Source organism: Vibrio sp. Vb0937, assembly GCF_033338855.1.
Window position 1 is genome coordinate 1 of sequence record NZ_JAWOTK010000020.1, and the last position, 17,792, is coordinate 17,792.

Sequence of the window (17,792 nt, forward strand, 5' to 3'; positions counted from 1 at the left end):
CAAGGTAAGTAACACTGAATGAAACCTTCATTACAACTCAAGCTAGGTCAGCAGTTAGCCATGACGCCACAGTTGCAGCAAGCGATTCGCTTATTGCAATTGTCGACACTCGATCTTCAACAAGAAATCCAAGAAGCGTTGGACTCAAACCCATTATTGGAAGTTGAAGAAGGCCAAGACGAGCCTCTAGCAAACGGTGAAGATAAGTCAGCGGTCGAGGCTGCTGATAGCAACAGTGCTAGCGAACCAACAGAAATTGACGTTCCAGATAGCTCCGATGTGATAGAGAAATCAGAAATTAGCTCTGAACTTGAAATCGACACGACTTGGGATGACGTCTACAGCGCGAATACTGGTAGCACTGGCTTAGCTCTTGATGATGATATGCCCGTCTACCAAGGCGAAACCACTGAATCATTACATGATTACCTCATGTGGCAGCTTGACCTAACACCATTCAGTGAAACCGACCGCACGATTGCATTAGCGATTATTGACGCTGTTGACGACTACGGCTATTTAACTTTGTCGCCTGAAGAGATTCATGAGAGCTTCGATAATGAAGAGATAGAGTTAGACGAAGTAGAAGCCGTTCGTAAACGCATTCAACAATTCGATCCTCTTGGCGTTGCATCGCGTAACTTACAAGAATGTTTGTTACTGCAACTGACGACCTTCCCAGAAGACACGCCATGGCTTGCTGAAGCCAAAATGATACTTGCGGATCATATTGATCACCTAGGCAACCGTGACTACAAGCTCGTCATCAAAGAGACTAAGCTGAAAGAAGCCGATCTGCGTGAAGTCTTAAAGCTTATCCAACAGTTAGATCCTCGTCCAGGTAGTCGCATCACTCCTGATGATACCGAGTACGTAATTCCAGACGTATCCGTTTTTAAAGACAATGGCAAATGGACCGTTTCTATAAACCCGGATAGCGTGCCAAAATTAAAAGTAAATCAACAATATGCTCAATTAGGCAAAGGTAATAGCGCGGATAGCCAGTACATCCGCAGCAATTTGCAAGAGGCAAAATGGTTAATTAAGAGCTTAGAGAGTAGAAACGAGACGCTACTCAAAGTTGCAAGATGTATTGTTGAACATCAACAAGATTTCTTCGAGTATGGTGAGGAAGCCATGAAGCCAATGGTACTCAATGATGTCGCTTTGGCTGTGGACATGCATGAATCCACGATTTCTCGTGTAACAACGCAAAAATTTATGCATACACCACGTGGTATTTTTGAATTGAAGTACTTCTTCTCTAGCCATGTTAGTACTGACAACGGCGGAGAATGTTCGTCAACAGCAATTCGTGCACTCATTAAAAAACTGGTCGCAGCAGAGAATACTGCCAAACCACTGAGTGATAGCAAGATTGCTGCTCTTCTGGCTGACCAAGGGATTCAGGTCGCAAGACGTACGATAGCCAAATATCGCGAATCCTTGGGAATTGCCCCTTCAAGTCAGCGTAAACGCCTATTATAAGGCACTAACTGAAAAGGAAAGTCTATGCAAATCAATATTCAAGGCCATCACGTTGATCTTACCGATTCAATGCAAGACTATGTAAATTCTAAGTTTCAGAAGCTCGAAAGGTTCTTCGACCATATCAATCAAGTGCATGTTGTACTAAAAGTTGAAAAAATTACTCAAATCGCGGAAGCTACGCTTCACATAAATCAAGGCGAAATCCACGCATCAGCCGATGACGAAAATATGTATGCCGCGATCGATTCGCTGGTAGATAAATTGGTTCGCCAACTTAATAAGCACAAAGAAAAACTAAACAGTCATTAATCATGCAACTGAGCGAAATACTGTCATTGGACTGCACCAAAAGTGCGGTCCACTGCACGAGTAAAAAACGCGCCCTTGAAATGATCAGCCGTATCGTGGCTGATCAAACGGGCCAAGATTCTACCGAGCTGTTCGAATGCATGCTCAATAGAGAAAAAATGGGCAGTACCGGTATCGGAAACGGTATTGCGATCCCTCACGCGAGAATGCAATCAAGCGACAAGGCCATTGCTGTCTTACTGCAATGTGATGAAGCAATCGAATTTGATGCGATTGACAATCGACCTGTCGATCTTCTTTTTGCGCTCCTTGTACCAGAAGAACAGTGCAAAGAGCACCTCAAGACTCTATCCTCTATGGCAGAACGTCTGAGCGATAAGCAAGTATTAAAACTACTGCGTAATGCTCAGAGTGATGAAGAACTTTACGACATCATGATTCACCAATAAGCAGGACTAACTCCATGCGACTAATCGTTGTTAGCGGGCACTCAGGTGCCGGTAAAAGTATTGCGCTTCGTGTACTGGAAGACTTAGGTTACTACTGTGTTGATAACCTGCCAGTTAACTTGCTAGACGCATTTGTTCATTCTGTTGCTGACAGCAAACAGAATGTTGCAGTCAGCATTGATATTCGCAATATTCCTAAAAAGCTAAAAGAACTGACGAGTACACTAGAACAGTTAAAAACTGAGCTTGATGTGACCGTGCTTTTCTTGGACGCTAATAAAGAAACGCTACTCAAACGCTACAGTGAAACACGCCGAATTCACCCGTTATCTTTAGGTGGCACCTCCCTCTCGCTCGATCAAGCCATCGAGCGTGAGAAGCAAATTTTGACGCCACTCAAAGCGCATGCAGATCTGGTCCTGAATAGTAGTGGGCAGTCTTTGCATGAATTGAGTGAAACCGTGCGTATGCGCGTTGAAGGCAGAGAGCGCAAAGGGCTCGTTATGGTATTTGAGTCTTTTGGTTTTAAATACGGCCTGCCTTCCGATGCCGATTACGTATTCGACGTTCGCTTCTTACCTAACCCACATTGGGAACCAGCACTACGCCCGCTTACAGGTCTGGATGCTCCTATCGCCGCATTTTTAGAGCAACACCAATCGGTGTTAAGTTTGAAATATCAAATTGAAAGCTTTATAGAGAATTGGTTACCTCTGCTTGAGAAAAACAACCGCAGCTACCTGACCGTTGCAATCGGTTGTACTGGTGGTAAGCACCGCTCGGTGTACTTAACTCAGCAAATCGGTGAATACTTCGCCAACAAAGGACACCAAGTACAAATTCGCCATACCTCACTAGAGAAAAACGCTAAGGAGTAGCCGTGGAGTTAAGTCGTAAAGTATTGATTCAAAACCGCCTTGGCTTACATGCTCGTGCAGCAGTCAAACTGGTCGAACTGGCACAGAGCTTTGAAGCGGTCATCACCATCGACAATGAAGAAGACAAAACCGCCACAGCAGACAGCGTAATGGGCCTGTTAATGCTAGAGTCCGCTCAAGGACAATACGTCACGATCCACGCAACGGGTGGGCAAGCGGAAGAAGCACTGGATGCCGTTTGCCACTTGATCGAAGATAAATTTGATGAAGGCGAGTAGTTTACTCGCTTTTTTCTTACCTCCCATTATCTTTCTCTTCCCTGACCTAATAAATAAATTTGCTTAGTATCATAAGTTGTTATTAAAAGGCGCCTAGAATTAAGTTATTATTCAACGCATTGTAAATATCAGGAATTGGGAGGAATGAATGGCAGAGCAAATTGAATTCGACCAAGCTCACCAAGCCCTCCAAGAAGTCACAGAAGCGCTAGAAAATGGCCGCTTCGTCCATGTTCGTCGTCAATTACAGGACATGGAACCTGAGGATATCGCTCACCTTTTAGAAGCCTCCCCACGTAAGAGCCGTGAAGTTCTTTGGCAACTCACCGACCCTGAAGATTATGGTGAAATCCTTGACGAGCTGAACGAAGACGTCAAAGACAGCCTCGTATCCAAAATGGCACCAGAAGCGCTTGCAGAAGCGACAGAAGGCATGGATACCGATGACGTGGCTTACGTACTGCGTAGCTTGCCTGACAACCTGTCACGCGAAGTCCTGTCGCAAATGGACTCCTCTGACCGCCTACGGGTCGAAACCGCCCTATCCTACCCAGAAGACACCGCGGGTGGACTGATGAACACCGACGTCATCACAATTCGTGGTGACGTAGATGTGGACGTAGTTTTGCGTTATCTACGTATGAAAGGCGAGCTTCCAGAAGCTACGGATGCCCTGTATGTGATCGATGAAGAGAGTAAGCTCATCGGTGAACTGCCGATCACGACGCTTATTACCACTCAGCCAGACGTAAAAATCATTGATGTAATGGAAGACGCGGACGAGGCCATCACCGTCGATACTAGCGACTCAGATGTTGCGAGTCTGTTCGAACGCCGTAATTGGGTATCTGCACCTGTTGTTGATGAAAACTTGCATTTGGTCGGCCGTATCACCATCGATGACGTGGTTGACGTTATTCGTGAAGACGCGGAACACTCGATGATGAGTATGGCGGGTATGGACGATGACGAAGATACTTTCGCGCCTGTTGTAAAATCAGCTCGCAAACGCAGTATCTGGCTTGGCGCTAACGTATTAGCCGCCCTTGCTGCTGCTTCAGTTTCTAACATGTTTGAGGCCACATTAGATCAAATGGCGGCCATTGCGGTATTGATGACGATTGTTCCGTCCATGGGTGGTGTCGCTGGTAACCAAACCGTCGCACTAGTGATTCGTGGTCTTGCTCTTGGTCATATCGGAGACTCAAACAAACGTGAACTGTTAATGAAAGAAGCCTCGATCGGCTTACTCAACGGTATAATGTGGGCGCTGATTATTGGTGGTATTGTTGTTGCTTGGAAAGGTAACTGGATGCTCGGAGGAATCATTTCCGCCGCCATGCTGACCAACTTATTGGTCGCAGGTATTGCCGGAGTAACGATTCCAATCCTGTTGAAAAAAATGAACATCGATCCCGCTTTAGCTGGTGGTATGGCATTAACAACGGTGACGGATGTGATTGGCTTATCTGTCTTCTTAGGGCTTGCCACAATACTGATTACCTAACAGAAAAAACGAAAAAGCCTGATGAACACATCAGGCTTTTTTGATTCTGAATTGCTAGGAAAGCTTATTCACCCGCCACTTTCATGGTATCCAGTAGGATAGAGCCTGTTTGGATTTGTGAGCGCGTTTCAATATCACTACCAACCGCTACAATCTTGGTGAACATGTCTTTTAGATTACCTGCGATGGTAATTTCTGATACTGGGTATTGGATCTCGCCGTTCTCAACCCAGAAGCCTGCGGCACCGCGAGAGTAATCACCCGTTACCACGTTCACACCTTGTCCCATGACTTCTGTCACTAGAAGACCAGTACCGAGCTCTTTAAGCATTTGCTCGAAGTTTTGGCCTGTCGACTTCACGTACCAGTTATGAATCCCACCAGCGTGACCTGTCGGCGTCATCTTCATTTTACGTGCGGCATAACTGGTTAACAGATAAGTTGCTAGCACACCGTCGGTAATGATCTCACGGTCTTGAGTGTACACACCTTCACTATCGAATGGACTTGATGCCAAACCACGCAATACATGCGGACGTTCTGAGATATTGAACCATTCAGGAAGCACTTGTTTGCCTAGATGGTCAAGTAAGAAAGAAGATTTTCGGTACAGGTTACCACCGCTGATCGCCATAACGAGATGGCCAATCAAGCCTGTCGCAACATCAGCCGCAAACATGATTGGGTATTGACCTGTTTTTAGACGCTGCGCATCTAAGCGGTTAACCGTATTCTCTGCCGCCTTACGACCCACCGTTTCTGGGGTCCATAAGTCATCACGATGACGTGCCACGGTGTAGCTGTAATCACGTTCCATCTCGCCGTTTTGACCAACGCCAATTACACAACAGCTAGTACTATGGCGGCTAGACGCATAACTAGCTAATAAGCCATGGCTATTGCCATACACTTTCACGCCGTAATGACTATCATAACTCGCGCCATCACTTTGCTTGATTGCTCTGTCATAACTTAGCGCTTCTTTCTCAGCGGCAATCGCCACATCGGCAGCATAGTCTGGATCGGGTGCGTCAGGGTGGAAAAGATCAAGCTCCGGGATCTCTTGCACCATGTATTCTTTTGCTGCAGGGCCTGCAAATGGGTCTTCAGATGTGTAATGTGCAATATCTAGCGCCGCTATAACGGTTTGCTCGATTGCCGCTTCACTTAAATCAGACGTGGAAGCACTGCCTTTGCGTTGACCTCGGTAAACGGTAATGCCCAGCGCACCATCGCTGTTGAACTCGACATTTTCTACTTCACCCATACGAGTTGAAACACTTAAACCAGTGCTTTTAGTAATTGCGACTTCGGCGGCGTCAGATTTTGCCGATGCAAGCTTTAAGGCTCTTGCGACGGCTTGCTCTAGCTCGGTACGTTGCTCAGCAACCTGCTGTTTAATATCCATTGTCTTTCACATCTTGTCTTTGATGAACAATAGGATAACAAGAATTTCGCTTTCTCCCCATGATTCTTGTTAAAATAGTCATAATATTAATCAAAACACAGGCAACTGAAATGGCACGTAAGAATCAAAAAGCGCCATGGGAACCAGAAGAAGAGATCATCTGGGTAAGTAAATCCGAGATGAAGCGAGACATGGAAGAACTGCAAAAGCTAGGTGAGGAGCTTGTCGGCCTCAAACCTTCAGTTCTAGAAAAGTTTCCATTGAGTGAAGATTTGCGAGAAGCAATTGCTGACGCGCAACGCTTTAAAAATGAAGCGCGTCGTCGCCAATTACAACGTATCGGTAAATTGATGCGTTACGAAGATCCAGAGCCAATCCAAGCCGCACTGGATAAAATTCGTAATAAGCACTCTCAATTAACGGCGGTATTCCACAAACTTGAAGCGTTGCGTGATCGCGTAGTGGAAGAAGGTGACAAAGCCATTGATGACGTAATGGAAATGTACCCAGAAGCGGATCGTCAGCGTCTACGCCAACTTGCTCGCCAAGCAGCGAAAGAGAAAAAAGCTGGGAAACCAGCAAAAGCGTACCGCGAAATCTTTCAGATCCTTAAAGGTCTAAACGAAGAAGAGTTTTAATTCGACGGCTCAAGCAATGAGCATTCGATTTAAACGCAAAAAGCAGACGTCAATGTCTGCTTTTTTTATCTTTGGTTTTACTGTCAGCGTTACACTAAGCGATTCACGCGGTCTCCGCGCTCGAAAGCGTTAATGTTCTCAATCAAGATTTCCGCTAAACGTTGGATAGATGAGTCGCTGCCCCATGCAACATGCGGTGTCAGTAACAAATTAGGTAAACTCATATTGGCAATCAGCGGATTGCTCTCATCAGCCGGTTCTTGTGTAAAAACATCAAAACCAGCCGCTGCAATTTCTTGATGTTTTAAGGCATCCACCAGTGCGCTCTCATCCACCAAACCTCCACGCCCTGTATTAATCAAAATGGCGTTGGACTTCATTTGTTTCAACTCTGCTTGACCAATTAAATTCTGAGTATGATCGTTGAGCGGGCAATGCAAAGTCAGCGCATCGGAGCGTTTTAATACTTCCTCAAACGACACATAACCTGGTCTACATTCTGCCGCCCCTTTACGCTCAGAAAACAAGACGGTCATTCCTAACGCTTGAGCCAGATTCGCCGTCGCTTGCCCTAGTGCCCCACTACCAACAACACCTAACGTGCTACCACCAATATCCCCGATTGGGTGAGTAAAAAAACAAAACTGCTGGTTACTCTGCCACTCACCTGCGGCAATATCTTGGTGGTACCCAAATAAATTCCGTCTTAAAGCGAATAACATTGCCATCACATGCTCGGGCACCGAACGCGTCGCGTAACCACGTACATTAGCAACCGCAATATCATGATTAGCACAGTAGTTCACATCGACGTTGTTAAAACCAGTTGCGGCAACCGCGATCATCCGTAATTTTGGTAGTTGCTCTAATACATGTTGGTCAAGCACGACTTTATTGCTAATCACGATATCGGCATCTGCTAACCTTTCTATTACCTGCCCAGGCGCAGTTAGGTCGTACTCACGCCAGTGGTGCGGAAAGCCAGGTCGTGGGACCTCAATATGTTCTGGGATGGTCGCTCGGTCTAAAAATACGATGCTTGGCAAAGACATAACAACTCCTTGTTCACGGCTGAAAGACAGGATACATCAACCACAGTAACGAAATAGCCAAAAATAGCGAACTAGAAAGAACCGCTGTTGAGTGCAATTGGCATTAAGGGTGTGGCAACGTTTTATAATCAGGCAATGTACGCTCTGGCGAAAAATAGTTAAAGATCATCGCCTCGGCTTCAGAATAAAAGTCACAGGGTACAAAAATACTGCTCAGCTGATCCGTAGCTGGATGATAAAAACTTAGCTCCGCAGCGTGCAACTCTAAACGTTCTGAAAACTGATACGCCTCTTCGCTTGCATAAAACTCATCACCCACAATCGCATGACCAATCGCCATCAAATGCACGCGTAACTGATGCGATCGACCAGTAATGGGCAGTAGTCGCACAACGGTTGTATGGGTGCCATCAGGGTGCACTTCACGCTTCACTACTTGGAATAAAGTTTGAGATGGTTTGCCGTCGTCAAAACATACTTTTTGTCGTGGACGATTTGGCCAATCACAAATTAATGGAAGATCAATATTCCCTTCTTGCGGCTCAACATGCCCCCAAACACGTGCGTAATACACCTTGTGAGTGAGGCGATATTGGAACTGCTTTTTTAATGCTCGCTCCGCGGGTTTGTTTTTCGCCAGCAACATCAACCCTGATGTCGACATATCCAAGCGATGCACAACTTGAATTTCTGGATGCAACTCTTTGAGGCGGCTCCACATGCTGTCGTAATGCTCTGCAAGGCGACCAGGGACAGACAGCAGCCCTGATGGCTTATTCACTGCCAGAATGTCGTCATCCTCAAAAACGATATCAACCCAAGGGTCGGTGGGAGGGGTATATTCAAGCATTGCCATGGGAGATCTCTACAAAATAAAAACGCCACGATTATATACCCAAATAGCACCCAGATGCAGGATTCTGAAGAAAAGTTCAACCCAATAAAACAAAGTCAATCCTTTAGCATAAAAACTAAAAATAGCACGTTGTAAATTTAGTTTGACAACAAGACGCATAACTGAATAGAGTGCTAGATGCACACAGCATGATATTCGCAAAGAATACTTAAAATAAATACACCAAAACACAGCATTTAAAAGACATTACCGTTGCGCAGTATAGGGCGTTCGCTCAGCTTGTCATGTACTGCGGTATGTATCTCTTTAGAAAGATACATAAGATAAAAAGGACAATAAGCAATGGACTCCGCCGTTATAGATAAACCCCAATCCAAACTTTCCTTATTTTTTCGTTCGCTAGGCCCCGGCATATTAATGGCATCTGCTGCGGTCGGTGGCTCTCACCTCGTGGCATCAACCAAGGCTGGTGCGATTTATGGTTGGCAATTGGCTGCACTGATTCTGCTCGTAAACCTGTTTAAATACCCTTTTTTCCGAGCGGGCGTACAGTACACCATGGGGACAGGGCTGACCTTGGTTGAGGGCTACGCGAAATTAGGTCGGCCTTATCTATGGCTATTTCTATTTCTGAGCGTGGTATCGGCCGTCATCAATACCGCCGCTTTGTTGATGTTTAGCGCTAGCTTGCTGGGCTACTTCATTCCGTTTTCACTATCAATGGCATCACTCAGCATCATTGTGATTGTCACCTGCCTGATCATATTATTTGCTGGCCATTACAAAGCGCTCGATACGCTATCTAAGGTGATCATGTCGGTGTTAACCATCGCGACTTTACTCGCTGTTTCTATCGCCTTTGGTAACCCTGTTGAGCAAGTAGCCAACTTCGAGCCGCCGTCACCTTGGTCTATTGCGGCTATTGGTTTTATCGTCGTGACAATGGGGTGGATGCCTGCACCGATAGAGATCTCCTGTTTAACCTCAGCGTGGCTAAAACGCCAATCAAGCCAGCAAGAAGTAACATACCGCTCTGCTCTATTTGACTTTAATGTCGGTTATATTGGCACGGCGTTTCTTGCCATTATCTTTGTATCGCTAGGCTCTTTGATGCTTTATGGTTCTGGCGTTGCGCTTGAAAGCTCTGGCGTTGGCTTCTCCCACCAATTGGTTGGCTTATATGCGGCAACGATTGGCGAATGGTCTCGTTACTTGATCGCGGTAATTGCGTTTTTCTGTATCTTTGGCAGCACGATTACCGTTATTGATGGCTATTCGCGCGTTATTTCGGATTCTCAACGCTTACTGCGCTCGCAACCAGACACTAACCCTAAAACCACTTCAGCGATCATGCTGGTAGTCTCCTTACTTGCATTGGGTATTGTGGTTTTCTGGGCTTCTGCGTTATTGCCTATGCTGAACTTTGCGATGATCCTCGCCTTTATGACCACGCCATTCTTTGCTCTGCTAAATTACACCTTAGTGAGCAAAACTGAGTTACCTGAGCCTTTGGCTGTTGGACCTAAACTAAAGTGGTTGTCGATTGCAGGCCTGATTTACTTGTTTGGCTTCTTGGCTGTATTTATCTGGTGGAAGTGGTTGATGTAAATGAGGTAGCTATCAGTGATTAATGCATTCCGCATAAAGAAACTAAACCGTAAATAAAGAAAAAGGTCTTCAACTGAAGACCTTTTTTAATGAGCAATAAATACTTACTTAGTTGTGGCTCACCACAATCAAACGCAGCGAGTCGAGCTGAACCTGAGCTTGGTTGATGTAACCAGTGAGCTCTTTAATTTGTGCGTCGATAGCTTCAATTTCTTCGTCACGAATATTTGGGTTCACCGCTTTCAGTGCTTGCAAACGCTCAAGCTCTGCATTCAAACTGTGCTGCATATCTTGATGAGCTTGCTTGCGTACTTCTTCGACCTTCTCTTCAATAAGAACATCACCAGCTTCAATTAAGCGGTGTACGTCTTTCTGTACCGACGTAACCAACTTGCTACCTAAGTGACGGTTTACAGGGCTGAGCTGGCGGTTAAAGCTTTCAAACTCCACTTGAGCAGACAAATCATTACCACGCGAGTCCATCATTAAACGGATTGGCGTTTTCGGTAAGAAGCGCGCGATACCACTGCGTTTTGGCGCTTGCGCATCTACCGCGTAAATCAACTCAAGAAGAATAGTCCCGACTGGTAACGCTTTGTTTTTCAATAGAGATACCGCAGACGTCCCCACCCCTTCACTCATAAGAAGATCGATACCACCCTGGATCATTGGGTGTTCCCAACTGATAAAGTGCATATCTTCACGAGATAACGCTGTATCACGATCAAACGTGATCGTCGCTCCTTCGTATGGCAGACCTGGGTAGCTTGGCACCATCATGTGCTCAGATGGGGTCACAATCAGGGCGTTTTCACCTTTATCGTCTTGATTCAAGCCAATCGTGTCAAAAAGAGAAAGTGCGAAGGTGACCAGATTGGTATCGCCGTCAGTTGATTCAATTTTCTCAACGATTTGTTGTGCTTTTTCCCCGCCATTTGAATGCATTTCTAATAGGCGATCACGGCCTTGCTCCAATTGGGATTTCAGCTCTTTATTCATTTTTGCTGACGCTTCAATGATCTCATCTAGCGTGCTGGTATCACCAGAGGCAAGAATTTCAATCAGATCATCGGAGTACTTATCGTAAACAGCACGGCCTGTTGGGCAGGTTTCCGCAAAAGCGTTCAGGCCTTCATCGAACCAACGTGCTAGGATCGCTTGCGATGTGCCTTTCAGGTAAGGAACATGAATGTCGATATCGCGATTTTGACCGATACGGTCCAAACGACCAATACGTTGCTCAAGCAAGTCTGGGTTAAATGGCAAGTCGAACATGACAAGTTGGTTGGCAAACTGGAAGTTACGACCTTCAGAGCCGATTTCGCTACAGATAAGAACTTGTGCTCCACCTTCTTCTTGCGCAAAGTAAGCCGCCGCTTTGTCACGTTCAAGAATCGACATACCTTCGTGGAAAACGGTGGCGCGGATACCTTCACGCTCACGCAGTGCTTGCTCCAATTGCAGTGCGGTACTCGCACGAGAAGCAATCACGAGGATTTTCTCGCTGCGCTTCTCTTTTACTTTTTCAAGCAACCAATTCACACGCGAGTCAAACTGCCACCAGCTCGCGTCATCGCCTTCAAATTCTTGGAAAATTTCTTCCGGGTAAAGGTTCTTCATCGCACGTGCTTCAGAACTCATCTTACCGCCAATCATTCCAGCAACACGCATTGATGTAGTGTATTGCGGTGGAATATCCATTGGCATCAGATGCACGTTACGCGTAGGGAAGCCTTTGATGGCCGCGCGCGTGTTACGGAACAAAACACGCCCAGTACCATGACGATCCATCAAGTTATCGATCAGCTCTTGGCGTGCCGACGCTTTAGCTTCTTCGTCCGCTTCACTTTCAATAATACGGAAAAGTGGTTCTACGTCTTGTTCAGACAACAACTCAGTGATCTGGTTTTTTGCTTCATTAGGTAGCTTTTCACCGGAAAAGAGTGAAGTAATCGCATCTGCTACGGGCGCGTATTGCTCTTCTTCCTCAACGAATGCTTCGTAATCATAGAAGCGGTCTGGGTCCAACAAACGCAGACGAGCAAAGTGACTCTCACGACCAAGCTGCTCTGGCGTTGCAGTCAGTAGCAACACACCAGGAGTACGTTCAGCCAAGCCTTCTACCACTTGGTATTCGCGACTTGGTTTGTCTTGACTCCACTCTAGGTGGTGCGCTTCATCGACAACCAGTAGGTCCCATTCACCTTCCAGTGCTTGTTCAAAACGCTTGCGGCTCTTGCGTAGGAAATCCAAAGAACACAGCACATATTGCTGAGTATCAAATGGGTTTTCTGCATCCGCAAACGCTTCGATACAGCGCTCTTCGTCAAAGATAGAGAAATGCAGATTGAAACGACGCATCATCTCAACCAGCCATTGATGCTGCAGTGTTTCAGGCACCACAATCAAAATGCGTTCGGCACGACCAGACAGAACTTGTTGGTGGATGATCATGCCCGCTTCGATGGTTTTACCCAAACCTACCTCATCCGCCAACAAGACGCGTGGCGCGTGACGACGGCCAACTTCGTGCGCGATGTAAAGCTGATGAGGGATCAAACCTGCACGCATACCACATAGGCCACGCATTGGGCTCTTATGCTGCTCAAACTGGTTGGTTAGCGCACGGTAACGCAGAACAAAGTTGTCCATACGGTCGATTTGACCGGCGTACAACTTATCTTGAGGTTTGTTAAAACGAATTTGGTTGCTAAGGAAAATCTCACGCAGAACAACAGCGGTTTCTTGCGTGTCTTCACGAGTACCGAAATAGGTGTAAAGACCTTCATCTTCCAGTACTTCTTCTACTTTTAGAGACCAACCTTCTTGGCAATCGATGACATCCCCAACATTAAAGGTGACTCGGGTAACAGGTGCATCGTTACGTGCGTAAACTCGGTTTTCCTCTGACGCTGCAAACATCAATGTCACAGTACGAGCATCCATTGCTACAACGGTACCTAAACCTAAATCGCTTTCCGTATCGCTAATCCAGCGCTGCCCCAAAGCAAATGTCATGAATTGACTACCTCGTTATTAGTTCTTGATTCGTATTTCTTGTTGGTCTACTCATGCCCGTAGGCATGGATAATAGTTTAGATCTGATTCTGGCTTCTGCTATGCCGGTAGCATTCGTCATTCCAGTATGAGCTGAGTATTTTTTAAGCCAGCTCAACATGATAAATCGGACGTAGCCTATACGCAGAAAAAGGTCGCTAATCTTACTTGAAGCTGTGATTTAGGTCACGCCGAAACCGCACCAAGCAGAAACTTTTTTTCCCAAACTCTAAATGCAATCAAATTGTAAAATACTCATGCCAATTATTAAGTTGTAGAACGTAAATATTACGTATACTTCTAATGAGGGGCGTTTAAAACCATTGCATATGATTTAAGCGCGTTAGTACACGATTAGGATCAACACGGGTTTGCAGTAAGTTGTCTTGCTACTCGGTTGCACACTAGCCGACATCAGCCCGACAACCTCTATTGCAAGCAATCAGAGTTAGGTCACTTCACACCTATTTGGAAACGACCTAACAACTCGCATGCAGAGCCGTACTACGGCAAGGAGACGCTATGGGCGATACCGATCGGAAACTGTTTGTACTCGATACCAACATTCTTCTTCATGAACCCTTTGCCATCTTCTCTTTCCAAGAACACGATGTCGTTATCCCCATGACCGTGTTAGAAGAACTCGACCGAATCAAAGACAGTAAGCGCGACGTTGCAAGAGATGCGCGCGTGGCTATTCGCACCTTGGAAGATTTGTTTAAAGAAGCAACGCCAGATGAAATCTCTGAAGGCATTCCTGTTTCTAAAGACAACCCCGACCAGGGTACTATTTCCATTTTGGCGGATTTTGAACTGCAGGAAACCGTCAAAGCCTTCGCCGACAAAGCCGGTGACAACCGTATTCTCAACGCGGTGCTTTATCTGCAAAATAAACGTGCACCACGTGAAGTGGTACTGATCACGAAAGACATCAACATGCGTCTGCGAGCCAAAGGGGCTGGTGTACGCTTTGTTGAGGACTATAGAACCGACCAACTGATTGACGACATTCAATACCTAACCAAAGGCTTTCAATTGCGTGAAGGGGATTTCTGGAGCGGTATTGAGGAAGTAGAAAGCTATGCACTGGGCGGAAAAACTTACCACAAACTCAGTCGCGAACCCTTCGACCCAACCTTTATCAACCAATACGTTATTGATGAAGACAGTGACTTTGCTGGTCGCGTAGAAACCATCAATGAAGACAAGCTAACGCTTCTCGACCTGAGCCGCGAACGCCTAATGCATCGCAAGGCTTGGGACATCACACCTAAAAATATCTACCAGGGAATGGCGTTAGATGCCTTACTCGATCCAGAAATTGACTTGGTGATTCTAACGGGTGCGGCGGGTAGTGGTAAGACATTACTGGCAATGGCAGCAGCATTGGAGCAAACCATTGAAAAAAGCATGTTCGATAAAATTATCGTAACACGTAACACGCCAGATATCGGTGAATCCATCGGCTTCTTACCCGGCTCCGAAGAGGAGAAAATGATGCCGTGGTTAGCGGCGGTGACCGATACCTTGGAAGCACTACATAAACACGATCACTGCACTGAAGGCTCATTGAAGTACATCTGCGATAAAGCCAACATTCAATTTAAATCGATCAACTTTATGCGTGGCCGTTCGATTCAAAATGCGTTTGTACTGCTTGATGAGTGTCAAAACCTCACTGCATCACAAATCAAAACCATCATTACCCGCTGTGGTGAAGGAACCAAAATCGTCTGCTCCGGTAACTTGGCGCAGATTGACTCTCATTACCTCACCCCAGTGACATCAGGATTGACGTACATGGTTGAGCGCTTCAAGAACTTTGAAGGCAGCGCAAATATTCACCTCAACGGCGTGGTTCGTAGCCGCTTGGCGGAATTTGCTGAAGAAAACCTGTAATTGACACCGACTCACAAAGCAAAAGAGCGCTCTAATGAGCGCTCTTTTTATAACGATTCGACTGAGTTACTCAGTGCCACCCACTGTCAGTGAGTCCAGCTTCAAGGTCGGCTGACCAACACCAACTGGCACACTTTGACCTGCTTTACCACATACGCCAACGCCCTTGTCGATACTTAGGTCGTTACCGACCATAGACACTTGCTGCATTGCTTCGATACCTGAGCCAATCAACGTCGCACCTTTAACAGGGCGCGTAATTTTACCGTTTTCAATCAAGTACGCTTCCGATGCAGAGAACACAAACTTACCCGAAGTAATGTCCACCTGGCCGCCACCAAAGTTTGGCGCATACAACCCTTTCTCGACCGTCGAGATAATTTCTTCTGGCGTATGTTCACCTGGAAGCATGTAGGTGTTGGTCATACGAGGCATTGGCAAGTGTGCATACGATTCACGACGACCGTTACCCGTTGGATTTACACCCATTAGCCGCGCGTTTAGCTTGTCTTGCATATAGCCTTTCAGCACACCATTCTCGATAAGCGTGTTGTACTGGCCGTTTACCCCTTCATCATCCACATTCAATGAACCACGAAGGTCTTTTAACGTGCCATCATCGACGATGGTACATAGTGAAGACGTCACTTGTTGACCCATTTTGCCAGAGAAAACCGAAGATTCCTTCCGGTTAAAATCACCTTCTAGGCCATGACCTACCGCTTCGTGTAGCAACACGCCAGGCCAGCCAGAACCCAATACCACTGGCATCATGCCAGCTGGTGCTGCTTCTGCTTCAAGGTTGATTAACGCCATGCGAATCGCTTCGTCTGCGTAATGAAAAGCTTGTTTCACACCATTGCTTTCCGTTAAAAAGAAATCGTAACCGAAACGGCCGCCGCCCCCCGCACTACCGCGTTCACGTCGTTCGCCTTTTTGTGCAAGCACACTAATAGACAAACGCACCAAAGGACGAATGTCGCCTGCATAAGTACCGTCTGTTGCCGCAACAAGCATCTGCTCATGCACACCGCTGATGCTAATCGAAACTTCTTTAATCAATGGTTCTTTAGTGCGGATGTAAGCATCTAGAGATTTGAGCAATTCTGTTTTTTGCTGCTTTTCCCATTCAGCTAGTGGATTCACAGCGGCGTAGTACGCTTGGTTTTCGGTGCGTTTAAACGCTTGGACTTTACCATTCTGCCCTTGCTGAGCAATACCGCGCGCCGCGATTGCACTCTGCTTCAGGCCTTCAGGCTGGATTTGATCAGAGTAGGCAAAGCCGGTTTTCTCGCCAGTTACTGCACGGACACCAACACCACAATCAATGTTAAAAGAGCCATCTTTGATGATGCTGTCTTCTAGAACCAGAGACTCATGCCAGCTGGACTGAAAGTAAATGTCCGCATAATCGATCTGGCGCGTAGCAATGCTGGCAAGCGTGTCAGCAATGTCTTGTTCTGTCAGACCATTTGGGGCAAGGAGTGCCTGTTCTATTTGGTTTGTGCTCATAGTTAGCTCTTTTATTTCCGTCTCAATTCATTTTGAAAGCGACTGTGTTGAGTCAGCGGCATATTCTGCCTTACTTGTTGGCTTTGTGACAAATCTATCTCTGTCACCAATAAGCCTACTTCATCCTGAAGCTGTTTATGGATACGTCCCCAAGGGTCAACGACCATTGAGTGTCCCCATGTTTTTCGTCCACATGGATGCGTTCCAGTTTGTCCGCTTGCCAAAATCCAACATTGTGTCTCAATCGCTCTAGCTCGCAATAGTATTTCCCAGTGAGCTTGCCCCGTCACAGCGGTAAACGCAGCGGGCACCACAATGATATCCGCCCCTTCTTGACGCAATACTTTATAAAGTTCTGGGAAACGTAAATCATAACAAATACTCAATCCAACACTGCCGATATCAGTTTCCGCAACGACTATTTGATTACCCGCCATAAACGTATCCGACTCACGATAACTACCATAACCATCGGCTACGTCGACATCAAACATATGCAGTTTGTCATAGTGAGCAATGCATTTACCGTGCGGCGGCAATACAAGTGTTGTTGTCGTGACACCTTTTGCGGTTTGAATGGGCATGCTTCCGACAATCAGTGTTAACTGGTTCTTTCTTGCGATTTCACAGAGCCGCTGTTGAATCATGCCACTGCCAAGTGGCTCTGCATGTTGATGATAAGCTTCGCGACTGGCAAATAGCACTGTATTTTCAGGAGTAAGGACAAGTTTGGCACCTTGCTTGCTCGCTAAAGCACACTGTTTTTCGATGAAGTCCAAATTCGCGTTAATATCCGGACCCGAAGTCATTTGAATAATGCCAACACGTTCCATGTGTTTCCTCCCTATTC

At 46.2% G+C, this 17,792-nt stretch carries 15 protein-coding genes; 9 read left to right on the top strand and 6 right to left on the bottom strand.

Features of this window, described 5'->3' with window-relative positions:
- Window positions 1-18: 18 nt before the first annotated feature.
- The 6 genes from R7P67_RS18265 (at window position 19) to mgtE (ending at window position 4,912) form a co-directional block, all read left to right on the top strand.
- Window positions 19-1,488 carry an RNA polymerase factor sigma-54 gene (locus R7P67_RS18265; RefSeq protein ID WP_005381112.1) on the top strand — a complete coding sequence of 490 codons (1,470 nt, stop codon included), beginning with the start codon at window positions 19-21 and terminating at the stop codon, window positions 1,486-1,488.
- A 24-nt stretch (window positions 1,489-1,512) separates the two neighbouring features.
- Window positions 1,513-1,800 carry a ribosome hibernation promoting factor gene (hpf, locus tag R7P67_RS18270; protein WP_005381114.1) on the top strand — a complete coding sequence of 96 codons (288 nt, stop codon included), beginning with the start codon at window positions 1,513-1,515 and terminating at the stop codon, window positions 1,798-1,800.
- Between the two features lie 2 nt (window positions 1,801-1,802).
- Window positions 1,803-2,249 carry a PTS IIA-like nitrogen regulatory protein PtsN gene (gene ptsN, locus R7P67_RS18275; protein ID WP_005381116.1) on the top strand — a complete coding sequence of 149 codons (447 nt, stop codon included), beginning with the start codon at window positions 1,803-1,805 and terminating at the stop codon, window positions 2,247-2,249.
- A gap of 14 nt (window positions 2,250-2,263) precedes the next feature.
- Window positions 2,264-3,127, top strand: coding sequence for an RNase adapter RapZ (gene rapZ / locus R7P67_RS18280; RefSeq protein ID WP_262654033.1), 864 nt, complete (start codon window positions 2,264-2,266; stop codon window positions 3,125-3,127).
- Between the two features lie 2 nt (window positions 3,128-3,129).
- A complete protein-coding gene (locus tag R7P67_RS18285; RefSeq protein WP_005381120.1) occupies window positions 3,130-3,405 on the top strand; it encodes an HPr family phosphocarrier protein in 276 nt (91 codons plus the stop codon).
- 148 nt (window positions 3,406-3,553) lie between these two features.
- Entirely contained in the window at window positions 3,554-4,912 is a 1,359-nt protein-coding gene (mgtE, locus tag R7P67_RS18290) for a magnesium transporter (RefSeq protein WP_005381121.1), read from the top strand.
- A 64-nt stretch (window positions 4,913-4,976) separates the two neighbouring features.
- Here mgtE and pmbA read toward each other — a convergent pair whose 3' ends face one another.
- On the bottom strand, window positions 4,977-6,320 hold the full coding sequence (pmbA, locus tag R7P67_RS18295; protein WP_042523482.1) for a metalloprotease PmbA: 1,344 nt from the start codon (window positions 6,318-6,320) through the stop codon (window positions 4,977-4,979).
- Window positions 6,321-6,430: 110 nt separating this feature from the next.
- On the opposite strand from pmbA, the gene yjgA reads away from it, so the two are divergent.
- Window positions 6,431-6,958, top strand: a complete 528-nt coding sequence (gene yjgA / locus R7P67_RS18300) for a ribosome biogenesis factor YjgA (RefSeq protein WP_005381124.1) — start codon at window positions 6,431-6,433, stop codon at window positions 6,956-6,958.
- Between the two features lie 89 nt (window positions 6,959-7,047).
- Here the strand turns inward: yjgA and R7P67_RS18305 are convergent, their stop codons facing one another.
- Together R7P67_RS18305 and rluA are read right to left on the bottom strand one after the other, a co-directional pair.
- Window positions 7,048-8,010, bottom strand: coding sequence for a D-2-hydroxyacid dehydrogenase (locus R7P67_RS18305; protein ID WP_262646284.1), 963 nt, complete (start codon window positions 8,008-8,010; stop codon window positions 7,048-7,050).
- A gap of 103 nt (window positions 8,011-8,113) precedes the next feature.
- A complete protein-coding gene (rluA, locus tag R7P67_RS18310; protein WP_042523486.1) occupies window positions 8,114-8,866 on the bottom strand; it encodes a bifunctional tRNA pseudouridine(32) synthase/23S rRNA pseudouridine(746) synthase RluA in 753 nt (250 codons plus the stop codon).
- A gap of 342 nt (window positions 8,867-9,208) precedes the next feature.
- Here rluA and R7P67_RS18315 point away from each other — a divergent pair, with 342 nt between their 5' ends.
- A complete protein-coding gene (locus R7P67_RS18315) occupies window positions 9,209-10,474 on the top strand; it encodes an NRAMP family divalent metal transporter (RefSeq protein ID WP_005381130.1) in 1,266 nt (421 codons plus the stop codon).
- Between the two features lie 108 nt (window positions 10,475-10,582).
- On the opposite strand, the gene rapA is transcribed toward R7P67_RS18315, so the two are convergent.
- Complete coding sequence (gene rapA / locus R7P67_RS18320) at window positions 10,583-13,492, bottom strand: RNA polymerase-associated protein RapA (protein WP_005388434.1); 2,910 nt, start codon at window positions 13,490-13,492, stop codon at window positions 10,583-10,585.
- Between the two features lie 561 nt (window positions 13,493-14,053).
- Here rapA and R7P67_RS18325 point away from each other — a divergent pair.
- Window positions 14,054-15,430, top strand: coding sequence for a PhoH family protein (locus R7P67_RS18325; RefSeq protein ID WP_005381133.1), 1,377 nt, complete (start codon window positions 14,054-14,056; stop codon window positions 15,428-15,430).
- Window positions 15,431-15,496: 66 nt separating this feature from the next.
- Here the strand turns inward: R7P67_RS18325 and tldD are convergent, their stop codons facing one another.
- Window positions 15,497-16,942, bottom strand: a complete 1,446-nt coding sequence (gene tldD / locus R7P67_RS18330) for a metalloprotease TldD (protein ID WP_025767609.1) — start codon at window positions 16,940-16,942, stop codon at window positions 15,497-15,499.
- A gap of 11 nt (window positions 16,943-16,953) precedes the next feature.
- Window positions 16,954-17,775, bottom strand: a complete 822-nt coding sequence (locus tag R7P67_RS18335) for a carbon-nitrogen hydrolase family protein (protein WP_085570016.1) — start codon at window positions 17,773-17,775, stop codon at window positions 16,954-16,956.
- Window positions 17,776-17,792: the final 17 nt, after the last annotated feature.